This window comes from Streptomyces sp. NPDC058459 (assembly GCF_042721685.1).
GTDB lineage: Bacteria > Actinomycetota > Actinomycetes > Streptomycetales > Streptomycetaceae > Streptomyces.
Genome location: NZ_JBHXLV010000004.1, coordinates 20445 through 33178 on the forward strand (window position 1 = coordinate 20445; position 12734 = coordinate 33178).

The 12734-nt window shown below is 71.1% G+C and carries 10 protein-coding genes and 2 pseudogenes; 6 read left to right on the forward strand and 6 right to left on the reverse strand.

What is annotated here, in order from left to right:
* Positions 1–23: 23 nt before the first annotated feature.
* The 5 genes and pseudogenes from ACFWN1_RS01795 to ACFWN1_RS01815 all read right to left on the reverse strand — a co-directional run bounded on the left by ACFWN1_RS01795 (position 24) and on the right by ACFWN1_RS01815 (position 6800).
* The gene (locus ACFWN1_RS01795; protein ID WP_384357190.1) at positions 24–3185 is read right to left on the reverse strand and encodes a BTAD domain-containing putative transcriptional regulator; all 3162 of its coding nucleotides are present in this window, start codon (positions 3183–3185) and stop codon (positions 24–26) included.
* A gap of 258 nt (positions 3186–3443) precedes the next feature.
* A complete protein-coding gene (locus ACFWN1_RS01800; protein ID WP_384357070.1) occupies positions 3444–4439 on the reverse strand; it encodes an alpha/beta fold hydrolase in 996 nt (331 codons plus the stop codon).
* Positions 4440–4574: 135 nt separating this feature from the next.
* On the reverse strand, positions 4575–4886 hold the full coding sequence (locus tag ACFWN1_RS01805; RefSeq protein WP_384357192.1) for an AzlD domain-containing protein: 312 nt from the start codon (positions 4884–4886) through the stop codon (positions 4575–4577).
* Positions 4887–5151: 265 nt separating this feature from the next.
* A pseudogene (locus tag ACFWN1_RS01810) lies at positions 5152–5583 on the reverse strand (AzlC family ABC transporter permease); the annotation flags it as partial.
* Between the two features lie 44 nt (positions 5584–5627).
* Complete coding sequence (locus ACFWN1_RS01815) at positions 5628–6800, reverse strand: pyridoxal phosphate-dependent aminotransferase (RefSeq protein WP_384357073.1); 1173 nt, start codon at positions 6798–6800, stop codon at positions 5628–5630.
* Between the two features lie 200 nt (positions 6801–7000).
* Between ACFWN1_RS01815 and ACFWN1_RS01820 the strand changes: the two genes are divergently transcribed.
* Together ACFWN1_RS01820 and ACFWN1_RS01825 are read left to right on the forward strand one after the other, a co-directional pair.
* A complete protein-coding gene (locus ACFWN1_RS01820) occupies positions 7001–7219 on the forward strand; it encodes a hypothetical protein (RefSeq protein WP_384357076.1) in 219 nt (72 codons plus the stop codon).
* A 147-nt stretch (positions 7220–7366) separates the two neighbouring features.
* Positions 7367–7879, forward strand: coding sequence for a hypothetical protein (locus tag ACFWN1_RS01825; RefSeq protein ID WP_384357079.1), 513 nt, complete (start codon positions 7367–7369; stop codon positions 7877–7879).
* Positions 7880–8215: 336 nt separating this feature from the next.
* On the opposite strand, the gene ACFWN1_RS01830 is transcribed toward ACFWN1_RS01825, so the two are convergent.
* Complete coding sequence (locus ACFWN1_RS01830) at positions 8216–8761, reverse strand: DoxX family membrane protein (protein WP_384357082.1); 546 nt, start codon at positions 8759–8761, stop codon at positions 8216–8218.
* Between the two features lie 121 nt (positions 8762–8882).
* On the opposite strand from ACFWN1_RS01830, the gene ACFWN1_RS01835 reads away from it, so the two are divergent.
* The 4 genes and pseudogenes from ACFWN1_RS01835 to ACFWN1_RS01850 all read left to right on the forward strand — a co-directional run bounded on the left by ACFWN1_RS01835 (position 8883) and on the right by ACFWN1_RS01850 (position 12724).
* Positions 8883–9209: a nuclear transport factor 2 family protein gene (locus tag ACFWN1_RS01835; protein WP_384357084.1), complete on the forward strand. Its 327-nt coding sequence runs from the start codon at positions 8883–8885 to the stop codon at positions 9207–9209.
* 106 nt (positions 9210–9315) lie between these two features.
* Positions 9316–9986 (forward strand): annotated as a pseudogene (locus ACFWN1_RS01840) (D-alanyl-D-alanine carboxypeptidase family protein); the annotation flags it as partial.
* A gap of 315 nt (positions 9987–10301) precedes the next feature.
* Complete coding sequence (locus tag ACFWN1_RS01845; RefSeq protein ID WP_384357086.1) at positions 10302–11597, forward strand: multidrug effflux MFS transporter; 1296 nt, start codon at positions 10302–10304, stop codon at positions 11595–11597.
* On the forward strand, positions 11540–12724 hold the full coding sequence (locus ACFWN1_RS01850; protein WP_384357088.1) for a serine hydrolase domain-containing protein: 1185 nt from the start codon (positions 11540–11542) through the stop codon (positions 12722–12724). Before ACFWN1_RS01845 ends, ACFWN1_RS01850 begins: the two co-directional genes overlap by 58 nt.
* Positions 12725–12734 lie beyond the last annotated feature (10 nt).

Here is a 12734-nt window from a genome sequence, read left to right on the forward strand (position 1 = left end):
CGTCACCGCCGTACGACAGGCCGTCAGGCCGCGTGCGGCAGCGTTCGCCACGGCAGCAGGTGCGCCGGCAGCGCGTTGAGGAACACCACCTCACCGGTCTGGGCCACCAGCCTTCGCAGTCGTCGAAGATAGGCGTGGGCCTCGCGCGGCCGTCCGGCTACCCGCTCGGCGTCGGACACCAGCGCGAGGCCGAGTGCGATGAGCCTGGTGCCAGCCAGTTCCTCCCTCGCCAGGGAGTTGCGCGCGGCGGCGAAGTCGGCCGAACGCGCCGTGCCCTGGCGGGCGTTCGCCCAGAGCAGCACGGCATCGATCAGCCACTGCCAGCAGAACCTCCGATTCCGCTGGGTCGGCTCGACGGCCGCGATCGCGTGCCGCTCGGCCCCCCCGGGGTCGTCCTCAAAGACCCGCAGGACCGCCTCGTAGGTGTTCACGAGGCTGATGGTCAATGGGCTGATGATCACCGGTATGCCGCTGCGGCTCTGCAAACGCCGGATCTCGGCCATGTCCTGCCAGGCCTCGTCCCTGTGCCCACGCAACCACTGGATCACCGTCTTGTTCAGCCGCGTGCAGAGATACAGCCACCAGGGGGTTATCGCGCCGGAGCCGACTGCCTTGCCGCAGTCGGCTCTGGCGAGTCCGTCGTCCATCGCGGCCTGGGCCTCGGCCAGCTCGCCTCGGGCGTAGTGCACGCAGCCCTGGCCGTAATGGGCGACGGACTCCAGGTACGGGTCGTTCTCCTGCTGTGCCAGGCATCGCAGGAACGAGACTGTCGCCTCCGCGTTGGAAAGGTCCCCGCGCGCCAGTTGTTCGGTCAGGTGGCTAGGCAGGACGACTCCGTCCTGTGGGGAGCCCACATAGCACCCGAGTTGCCGCACACGGTCGCGCAGCGCGTCCCGGGACGCCGGCGCGGTCTCCTGGATGACATTCAGCAGATCCAGGCGCCGCAGCTGTACATCCAGCTCCGCCTGCGCGTATCGCTGGTCGCCTGCGGGTGTGTGCAGAATTTCCGCCAGCAGGTCCAGCCAGGCCAAACCCATGTCGTACAGTCCAAGCTTGACTGCCTTCTCCACCTCATCCAGAAGCGGCCGCAGGACCCGTTCCGGGGGCGCCGTCCGCAGGGCGGCGCGCGTATGGGCGCCGATGGAGTCACGAACGTCGAAGGGCTGGGCGCCGTTCAGCAGGGCGATCACCGCCCTCAAATGCAGCTTTCCCAGCTCACCATGGGTGAGGTTACGGTGCACTGTGTCCCGCAACAACGGGTGGACGAGCCTCAGGCTCGGCCCTCCGGACACCGGGGTCAGCAGGCCCCCGCGGATCGCCTGCTGGATCGCCGGCCTCCCACAGTCGTCACCACCGCCCACTACCCGACGCAGCACCGGTTCAGTGCAGTCCGCGCCGAGCACAGTGCACGTCCGCAGGACGTCGTTCACCGGCCCGGGGAGCAGGGCCAGCCGTTCGAGGACGACTTCCTCCAAGGCTTCCGGCAGCAGGCTCTCCACGGCCGCGGCAGAAGTATCGGGCGTGAGTTGTTTAAGCAGTGCGAGCAGGAAGTACGGGTTGCCGACCGTGCGCCGGTGGAGGGCGTCGGCCAGGGCGTCAGTGAGGTGCTGACCCTCCGCCCGCGCCAGCTCTCGGCTCTCCTCGGCGTCCAGACCGCCGAGAATGATCTCGTCGGAGACGGGCAGCTCGCGGATCGCGACCAGTAGAGCACGCATGTCCAGATCGGCGCTGGCGCGGAAGGTGCGGGAGGTGGCGACGAGCAGCAGCCGAGAGTCGGCGAGCTGGCTGGCGAGGAGGCGCAGTAGCCGTAGGGAGGCGACGTCAGCCCAGTGAAGGTCTTCTATGACCAGCACAAGCGGCCGGCCAGCGAGGGCCAGAAGCACCTGGGCCACCGCCTCCTGGACAGGGAAGTCACCGATCGGATGCTGGGCGCGCGGAGTGCGCTCCGGCACCCCTTGCCAGCCGGGCAGCATGGCGACAAGCGTGGCACGGACCTCGGCGGGCAGCGCATCGATGGTATGCGGCCAACGCTCAGCGGCGACCCGCAGCACCTGCTTCCACGGCCAGTGCTTGGGCAGAGCGTCGGCCTTCGGGCAGTTGACGGTGAGGACGTCGATCTCGCGCTCGGCGCAGCGGCGCCGGAACTCGCGCAGCAGCGCGGTCTTTCCGCTGCCGCTCTCCCCGAGCACGCTCACCACCCCGCCCCGGCCGTCACAGGCCCGGTCGACGGCCGCCCGCAGGACCTCCAGTTCCTGCTGCCGCCCGATGAACGGCATCTGCCTGAGAGCCGGGGCACTCGCCACGGTTTCCGCTGCCTTGGCGGGGACCGCAGGGGCGGCCACCTCGGCCGGTGACAGCGAGGGCGCCTGGCGCAAAATCTCCTCATGGGTGCGCCGCAGCTCGGGGCCGACGTCGACGCCGAGCTCCGTAGAGAGGTAGCGACGGGTGTGGTCGAAGATCCGTAAGGCATCCGCCTGACGTCCGTCGCGGTACTGGGCCTGCATCAGCAGAGCCACCAGTCGCTCCCGTGCCGGGTGGTGCGCCGCCTCGACCTCCAGATCGTGCAAGATCTCCCCGCTCCGCCCCAGCCGAAGGGCGGCCTCGGCCCGCCCCTCGACGGCGGACAGCCTCAGCTGACTCAGACGCTGCGCCTCCTGGTGGGCGAAGTCGTACTCGGACAGGTCCTCGAACGGGGGCGCGATCCACTCCTGCAGGGAGGCCGACAGCAGTGCGAAGGCACGGGCCCGGTCGCCCCGCCGCTCGGCTGCGAGACCCCTGGTCACCAGCTGTTCGAAGCGCACGACGTCGATGTTTTCGGGGGCGATGTCGAGGACGTAACCGTGGCTGCGGTATCGGAGGGTGAGCTCCGAGCCGTCAGCGAGTGGACGGTGGGCGATGAGCTTTCGCAGCCGGGATACGTACGATTGCAGTGTGGTGACCGCGTGCCCGGGAAGGTCGGCTCCCCACAGACTTTCGAGGATGGTCGGGATGGAGACGACTGTGCCGGCCCTCATCACCAGCAGGGCGAGCACCGCGCGGCGGCGGGGCGGTCCTATCTCCAGGGGTTGTCCGCTGAACTGTATGGTCAACTTGCCGAAAGCACGGATGACCGCCTCTTGGCGGGGCGGGAAGGTCAGGTCGTCCTGGTGGAGAGAGATCGGGGCTGACGCGCTACGTGCTGACATGCTGTTTCTCCTACGGTGCCGGTGCGGGGTGCCACCGGTGGGGGGCGTGGAGGGCAGCGTGCTGTGTGGGAACAGGGAATGCCCGTCGGGCTTCCTTAGCAGGCTTTGGGGGACTTCAGGATGCGGGTTCACTGGAGGAAGGGTTTCGGGATACGGAATTCCTGGGGGCGGGCTTTCGAGTCGCTTACTCCCGGCAAGGCCGAGTGGCGGAAGGCGGCTTCCGGGCGACGAGTCTTCCGGAAAGTGGAGGCAGGAGAGTCACGACGGTCCGGTGGCTACCTGGGTGCGCTCCAGCAGGCGCCTGAGGGCGCTGGCGACGAAGTCGCGGTCCGGTGCCGTTGCCCCCGAGCCCGCGAGGTGGCCCCAGACACCGGGAATCACGCTCAGTGCAGAGCGGGGCACTACCCGGGCCGTCGCGGCCTCGTCCCGGGGTGAGAAGCACTGGTCGCGCAGACCGGGCAGCGACACTGTGTCCGCCCGCACGGCTTCGAGCGCCTTCCGCGCGCTCCTGCCATACCCAGGGGTCGCGCCGACGTCGCTACGCTCCCAAGTGCCGACCATGACCAGCAGGTCCTCGACGTTCCGGCTGGTGAAGAAGGCGTCCCAGAAGCCGGTGAGATAGGCGTCCCGGTCCGCGAAGCCCAGCTCCCGGTAGAGCCGCTCCGCCCAGAACTCATGGGAGGCCGCCCAGCCGGCGAAAACCCGGGCGGCCGCGCGCAGCCGCTGCTTCGGGGGCCCGTCGCCGCGCAGCGCAGAGCCGAGCGCGGAGAGGAAGACTCGGGTGGCCTCGCTGGTCGTGGCGGAGCCACAGATCGGTGCGAGCCGGGCTACCAGCTGCGGATAGGACACCGCCCACTGGTAGGCGTGCATCGCCCCCATCGACCACCCGGTTACCAGCGCCACCTCGGCAGCGCCCAACTCCTCAGCGACCAACTGGTGCTGGGCAGCGACATTGTCCCGGGACGAAATCGCAGGGAACCGGGAGCCGCTCGGATGGTTGCTCGGGGAACTGGAGAAGCCGTTACCGAACAGCCCCGGTACGACAACGCAGTAGCGGTCGGTATCCAGCGGCCGCCCGCTGCCGATGAGCCAGTCATAACCGGTGTGGTCGCCGCCGAAGAAGGTGGGGCACAAGACGACATTGCGCCGGTCGGGGGCCAGCTGTCCGTGCAGGGCGTAGGTGATCTGCGCGTCGCGCAGGATCTCTCCGCTCTCCAGGGGCAGGTCACCCAGACGGTAGGTGGCGAGAGGCATGGGGGTCTCCTGAGTAAGGGGGTGTGTGGACTCTCCGCTGAAGTTGTCACTTTGCGTGTGGCTATGGTGACAGCGGCGTTTACTCGAAGCTTGATCGCTGACTGATCAAAGCTTGATCGGTTCCGTGTCAGGGGGTCAGGAAATACCAGACAGCCGTAACAGGGCTGTGGTGCCCGCCGCCGCGACCACGATGACCGCGAAGGAGGTACGGCGAAGGGCAAGGACCAGAGCGACGGCGACCCCGGCGAGCCGAGCCCACCCGGCGAAGGATCCAGCCTCGGTCAGCGCGCCAGTGACGCACAGCGCGGTGAGTGGGACGGCGGCCATGATGGGCAGCAGGCGTACGACAGCCGCAGGCAGCGTCAACCGGTGGTGCAGCAACGGGCCGGTCAAGCGCGTCAGATACGTGCCGACGGACAGTGCGGCGACGGCGAGAACCATCATCATCGGAGGCCCTCCTCGCCGGCGTTCGGCACCGAGTCGTGGCGACCCGGCGGGTCAGGGCGGGGAGGGCGAGCGCGAGCAGGGAAAGCATCAGCGGCATACCGGCGGGCAGCAGCGGAGTGGTGAGCAGGGCCAGGGCGGAGCCGACCAGGGCGGCGTCACGGGTGGTGCGGTCGCGCAGGGAGGGCAGGACGAGGGCGAGCAGGCCGGCAGGGAACGCGGTGTCCAGGCCTGAGGTGTTCGGATCGCCGACGCTGCCCGCAAGGAGTACGCCGACAGCCGTGCCGCCGTCCCAGGCGAAGGTGAGCGCGATGCCGCAGGCCCAGAAGGCGCGGCGGCGCGCCGGCCCGTCGGGTCGGCTCAGCGCGAACGCCACCGACTCGTCGCTGATGAGCTGGCTCCCTGCGATCCGGGCCCACCAGGTGTCACGAAGGGCGAGACCGAAGGGAAGATGACGGGCGTTCAGCAGTAGCCCGCCGACCACCGCCGCGACCGGGTTGCCCACGGCCAGCAGCCCGACGGACAGGAACTGGGCTCCACCGGCGTGAATGAACACCGACATGGCTATCGCAAGCCAGCCCGGCACACCGGAGGCGACTGCAATCGCGCCGAAGGAGATCCCGATGACGGCGGCGGCGCCGCTCAGTGCGCCGAGCGCCGACCACATCTCTCGATCGTCGTCGGGTTTGTACTGGGTCATGCGGTCCGTCCAGGGAAGCACTAGGAATGAGGGGCGCCCGCGCGTCACCACGCCGCGGTGCGCAGGAAGTTCTCCAACCTCTTCATACCTTGGTCCATGATCTCGGGGTCCCGGATGAACGATGTACGAATCCACCTACTGCCGTCCCGCGGATCGTCGAAGAAGGCGGGGCCCGGCGCCACCAGAACCCCCGCCTCGTCGAGCAGCCGGACGGCGAATTCAGCTGCGGGCAGCGGGGTGACCCGGTCGATTCGCGACCACACGAACCAGCCGCCCTCCGGGTGGAACAGCTCCAGACCGGCCCCGGCAAGCCGCTCGACCATCGCATCCCGGGTCGCCCGGAAGTTCTCCGCGCCCGAACTCGCGGCGCTCACAGCCGCGGCACCCTCCTGCAGCGGCGTGGGGGCGCACACCGTCGTGCGCTCAACCACCCGGCGCAGCCCCGCGGAGAGCGCGGGCGGCGCCACACAATACCCAAGCCGCCAGCCGGACATCTGCAGGGACTTGGAGAAGCTGCCGACCGCAACCACGTGCTCACGCGCCGACGGCAGGTCCAGCGGCGAGGTCATCTCGCATCGACCGAAGACGAAGCTGTCGTATACCTCGTCGGTGATACAGACGATGTCTCGCCGGACGCAGATCTCCATGAGCGCGGCGATTTCAGCGGCGGAGAAGACACGGCCGGTGGGGTTGTGCGGCGTGTTGAGGAGGATCGCCCGGGTGCGCGGGGTAATCGCGGCGCGGATGACGTCGGTGTCGAGCCGCCAGTCGCCGAGGGTCAGCGGCACCGGGCGGGGCACCGCGCCAACGAGCCGGACAGCACCCGGGTAGGACTCGAACCAGGGCTCCGGTACGAGGACTTCGTCGCCCGGGTCGACACAGGCCAGGAGCGCCGCCAGCACCCCCTCGGTGGCACCGCTGGTGATGGTGACCTCATGTTCGGGGTCCACGACCACTGCCCTGTCGCGGCTGAGGCGCTCGGCGACTACGGCACGCAGCTGCGGGCTTCCGGCAGCGGGAGCGTATTGGTTGCGGCCCGCGCGCATCGCGGCCGTGGCCGCCGTGAGGACGGCCTCCGGAGGGTTTCCAAGGGGCACTCCACTGGCCAAGTCCACGGCGCCCCGCTCACGCGCGGTCGCCGCCAGGCGGCCCACGGACAGTGGGGCGAGGCCGGCCGCCCGTTGTGACAGCAACGTCTTTTTGAGGCTCATGGACATCCACGGTTCCGTCCGGGGCTTGAGCCCGGCGGGACAACCGGTTTGTCTCCTGCACCTTTGCCCCGTCCCAGAATGTCCTCAAGGCGACAGGGGGATCGTCCAACGGACTGTCGAGGAGGCATCGTGAGGATGAAGGCCCGTGGTGGCCGCACCGGCCACCGGAGCCGGTCCACGCCGGACGCAGTTGAAGGCGACGTGCATTGAAGCCGACCGACGCCGACCATCTCATCCGTAATACCAAAGTCGTCCAACAGGTCGATCCGCTCTTCGACGCCGAGACCGCCTCCCCGCTGAGCCGCGATGCTCTGCTGCGGCTTGCGGCGGGCACCCTCGGCACGGTCCGGGTACCGGACATGCTCACGCCGGAACTCTGCGAGCGGATCACCGCGCAGCTGGACGGTACCGAGTTCAGCACCTAGGACGAGCGGCACATCTGGCCGCCGATCGCCAAATTCGGCCCGGCGGTCTACGACTACTACCTGGACGGCCAACTGCGTCCGGAGTACTGGCAGGACGCCCGCAAGGCGGAGGAGCAGTGGGCGAACGCGACGGGCGCCGACGACCCGATGGATACGCTGCTCGCACAGATCGCCGAGGCTTGGAATGGGCCGGTCAGCCGGGCGACCGTGGGCGGGCGGAGCCTGTTCGCAGGGATGGTGCGCGAGCTGAAGGGCGATCCGCGGATGCACTTCGACGAGGTGGTCCGCGAGTTCCCTGGCGTCTTCGACCACACCCCGATCGCCCAGCTCGGGTTCAACTGCTACATCAGCCTGCCCAAGGAGGGCGGCGAACTGAACGTCTTCCGCCGGCGCTGGCGCCCGGCGGACGACGAGGACCGCATCGGCTTCGGCTGGTCCCAGACCATCGTCGCCCGCGAGCCGCGCCTGACGCTCACCCCGGAACTGGGCGAGGGCATCTTCGCTCCCGAAGGCTGTGTCAGCGTCCTCGGCATGGTCTTCTGCGCTGGTTCCTGTGAGGCTAGCGCGCGGGTAGCAGTTCGAGGGGTGTCCGCGCAGCACAACACGCTTGGAGTCGCGCTCCTGCGAGGGCCGGTGACGGTTGTTCCGCCCAGGTGGTGACTTGCCGTTTCGATAACCGGACTGTCGCTCGAACGCCGAAGTGTGCATCTCGAGCGTGCAGTTGGCCCGGCTGCTCGGTCACAGCCGGTGGGAGGGGCGGCCGGATCCCGATGTGGGGGCGGCCGCCCCTGGCTGGCTCCGAGCAGCTCGGGTCCAACCCGGGTCGAATCAGAGCGGTTTCCTCTGACTGCCTCCGATCGCCTATGCAACCCGTCCTAGCAGGTCACAACCGATACGGCTCGCAAAAACGCAGGTCACAAGGGTGCTCAGGAATACCCGGCGTACAGCCCGACTCGTCTGTCGTACCCCCCCTCCGGCCCGCCGCCGGCCGGGGCTCTACTCCTCGAACAGCACCTCCTGCTCCGTGATCACCGTCTCCCGCAGCCGTCGGTTCCGGGCGCCGATGACGAGCGCCGTGGCCGCCGCCGTGACTCCTAGGGCGGCCGGGACCATCCAGCCGCGGTCGAGGGCATGACCGAAGGCGTGGTCCAGGGAGAGGTGGCCGGGGCCTGCCACGGCGAGGCCCGCCGCGGCCAGGCCGAGGCTCGCGGCGAACTCGTAGCCGCCCTCCTGGGCGAAGAAGCCGTTGGGGAGGTGCAGCGCCGCCGCCCCCGCCATCGCGCCGGCCGCCGCCGCGCCCGCCGCGGGGGTCGCGAGGCCCAGGGCGAGCAGGACGCCGCCGCCCGCCTCCGCCGCGCCCGCCGCCGTCGCGCTCACCCTGCCCGGGGCGAATCCCACGGACTCCATGAACTGGCCGGTGCCCTCCAGCCCGTGCCCGCCGAACCAGCCGAACAGCTTCTGCGCGCCGTGCGCGGCCAGCACCCCGCCGGTACTCAGCCGGAGCAGCAGCAGGCCCACATCGCGTCGGTCGTAACAGGTCATGATGACTCCCTTTCCCTCGCCTCCACCGTCGCACCGGGTACCCCGTCCGGCCTCCCGGCACGGGCGTCCGGGTGGCGGACGTCCGGTGGCGGGGTGCGGGCAGCGGTGTGAGCCTGACGCCATGACGATTCAGCCCGCCAAGCTGCGCGACCCGGCCGTCCGCGCCTTCGTGCACGCCGTCAACTCCCATGACCGCGAAGGCTTCCTGTCCCTCCTCGCGCCCGGCGCCACGATGGCCGACGAGGGCGCCGACCGCGACCTCGCCGTCTGGATCGACCAGGAGATCTTCTCCTCCCACGGCCACCTGGAGGTCGACAACGAGTCCCGGGGCGGCCGCGCGCTCGTCGCCCGGTACCGCAACGACACCTGGGGCGAGATGCGCACCCGGTGGACGTTCACCGTGGCCGACGACGGGCGGATCTCGCGGTTCGAGACGGGCCAGGCATAGCGGCGTACCAGGCCCGGACCAGCTGAGTCTCATCGGACCGCAAAGTCCTGTCCCTGAACCACCTCCCTCCGGTAAGGGCAGGTCGGGACCGGTGTACGGTCCCCGGGTGCGTGAATGTTCCCCGCTCAGCCGACGTGCCCTGCTCGGTCTCGCGGCCGCCGCCGTCCCCCTGACCGCCCCCGCCTCCGCCGCCGGGGCGAGAGCCGCCGGGGCGAGAGCCGCCGGAGTGGGCGTCGTCGGCGGAGAACGGCTCGGCCTCGGCGGGGTCCAGGTGCGCGCGGCCGGACTGCCGGGGAAGCTCACCGCCCAGGCGTGGCTCGTCGCCGACCGGGACACCGGTGAGGTGCTCGCCGCCCGCGACGCGCACCGGCGGCTCGCGCCCGCGTCCACGCTGAAGATGCTGTTCGCGGACACCGTGCTGCCCAAGTTCGCCCCGGAGCGGCGGTACCGGGTCACCGACGCCGACCTCGCCGGCATACCGTCCGGGTCCAGCCTCGTCGGCATCCGCCCCGGCACCACCTACACCGTCGAGCAGTCTGGCAGGGCGTGTTCCTGCGCTCCGGCAACGACGCCGTACATGTGCCGGCCCACCTGAACGGCGGTGTCGCCCGCACGGTCGCCGAGATATAGGCCAGGGCCGAGTATCTGCACGCCCTCGACACCCATGTGGTCAGCCCGGACGGCTTCGACCACCCCGGCCAGCTCTCCTCCGCGTACGACCTCATGCTGTTCGCCCGCGCCGGGCTGGCGAACCCCGGCTTCCGCCGCAGCGCCGGACGGCCGCCGCCGGGCTCGGGCGGCGGAAACCTCCGCCGAGACGGTGCCCCCGCCGGGTGGCCGCCGCCGCCCCCGTGCGCCGGAATCCCCCGCCGAAGCCGCCCCCCAGCAGGGCGGCCGTCACCGTCGCTGACGCCTCCGGGGTGCCGGCCCGGGTGACGCCGGTCACGCGACGGACGGGGACACGGACGAGGCACCCCCGAGGCCCGCTCCACCGCCCCACCGTCGGCGACCTTCGTACACCCGTCCCCCGCACCACCCCGGAGCTGAGACCATGGGGGTCGTCGTCCGGGGCGTCCGGCTGGGAGGGGTTGCATGGGTGAGCGGGATGTCGTGACGGCTCCGGGGGTGGCGGCCGCTCCAGGGGTCGCGCGAGTCGCGGAGCTGCCGCGCGGGGTGCTCGTCACCTTCCTGCTCGGGGCGCTCACCGCCACCACACCGCTGGCGATGGACATGTACCTGCCCTCGCTGCCGGAGGTCACCCGGACCCTGCACGCGCCCGCCGCCACCGTGCAGCTCACCCTCACCGCCTGTCTGGCCGGGATGGCGCTCGGGCAACTGGTCGTCGGGCCGATGAGCGACCGGTGGGGACGGCGGCGCCCGCTGCTCACCGGGCTCGCCGTGTACCTCGTCGCCACCGCCCTGTGCGCGTTCGCGCCCACCGTCGAGACGCTGGTCGCCCTCCGGCTGGCGCAGGGCCTCGCGGGCGCGGCCGGGATCGTCATCGCGCGTGCCGTCGTACGCGACCTCTACGACGGGGTCGCCATGGCCCGCTTCTTCTCCACCCTGATGCTGATATCCGGGGTCGCCCCGATCGTCGCCCCGCTGATCGGCGGGCAGATCCTCCGGGTGACCGACTGGCGGGGCGTGTTCGTCGTGCTCACCGGCATCGGGGCCGTGCTCACCGCGCTGGTCTGGCTGCGGCTGCCCGAGACGCTGCCGCCCGCCGAACGGCACCGGGGCGGCGTGAAGGAGTCCCTGCGCACCATGCGCGGCCTCCTCGCCGACCTGCCCTTCACCGGCTTCCTCCTCACCGGCGGCTTCGCCTTCGCCGCGCTGTTCGCCTACGTCTCGGCGTCCCCGTTCGTCGTCCAGGAGGTCTACGGCGCCTCCCCGCAGACCTTCAGCCTGCTCTTCGGGCTCAACTCGGTCGGCCTGGTCGTCGCCGGGCAGATCAACGGCAAGCTGCTGGTGGGCCGGGTCCGGCTGGACCGGGTGCTCGGCTTCGGCCTCGCGGTGATCGTGCTGGCGGCCGGCGCGCTGCTGCTGATGGCCACCGGGGTGTTCGGCGAGGCGGGGCTCGCGCCCGTCGCCGCCGCGCTGTTCGCGCTGATGTCGGCGATGGGCTTCACCATGCCCAACACCCAGGCCCTCGCCCTGCTGCGCACCCGGCACGCCGCCGGCTCCGCCTCCGCGCTGATCGGTACGACCTCCTTCCTCATCGGCGCCGTCGCCTCCCCGCTCGTCGGGATCGCCGGGGAGGGCACCGCCGTCCCGATGGCCGTCGTCCAACTGGCCGCCGCGCTCGTGGCGAGCGCCTGCTTCATGGGACTGTGCCGTCCCTGGCAGGCGGGCGCGGGCCCGGAGGGACCAGAAGGAGGAGACCACTGAGCGCACCGAGGCTCCGTCACGGCACCCCCGAACGGGCCGGGCTCGACCCCGCCGGGCTGGCCCGTCTCACCGACGACCTGCACGCCCTCACCGCCGGAGCGCACCCCTGGGCCGCCGGGGCCGTCGCGGTGGCCGGGCGCGGCCCGGTGATCGCCGTCGCCGAGGCGTCCGGCTGGGCCGTGAGGTACGCCTCCTGGGACCCCGAGACCCACGCCGGCGTCGAACTCCCGCCCGCCGACCGGGTACCCGTCACCCTCGACACCCCCTTCGACCTGGCCTCGCTCACCAAGCTGTTCACGTCCGTCGCGGCGCTCCAGCAGATCGAGCGGGGCACCCTCGGGATAGACGCCCGCGTGGGCGCGTACCTGCCCGAGTTCACCGGGGCCTCCGAACACGGCGTCACCGTACGGCAGTTGCTCACCCACACCGCGGGACTCGCGCCCGAACTCCCGCTGTACGACCACCCCGGCACCGCCGCCCGCCTGGCCCGGCTCCGCGCGGAGCCTCCCACGTCGAAGCCGGGGGAGTACCTGTACTCCGACCTCGGCATGCTCCTCCTGCAGTTCGTGCTGGAGCGGATCACCGGGCGGACCCTGGACGTACTGATCGCCGACGGCATCACCCGCCCGCTGGGCATGACGGCCACCTCCTACGGACCGCGCCCCGAGGCGGCGGCCACCGAGGACCAGCGCAGGCCCTGGGCCAAGGCGGACCGGGGGATGCTGCGGGGTGCCGTCCACGACGAGAACGCCTGGGCGCTCGGCGGCGTCGCCGGCCACGCGGGCCTGTTCTCCACCGGCCCAGACCTCGCCGTCTTCTGCCGCGCCCTGCTCGCGGGCGGCTCGTACGGGCCCGCCCGCGTCCTCGGCCCCGACTTCGTGGAACTCCTCCTCACCCCGCCCGGCCTCGGCTTCGCCGTCGACCAGCCGTGGTTCATGGGCACCCTGTCCGGGCAGGGCGCCGCCGGCCACACCGGCTTCACCGGCACCTCCCTGGTCCTGGACCCGGCGACGGACACCTTCCTCGTCCTCCTCGCCAACACGGTCCACCCGGTACGCCGCCCGGCCGACAGCCACCCCCGAGCGGCCCTGGCGAGCCGCCTGGCCAAGGCGGTACGGGACGCCTGAGCGGCGAAGG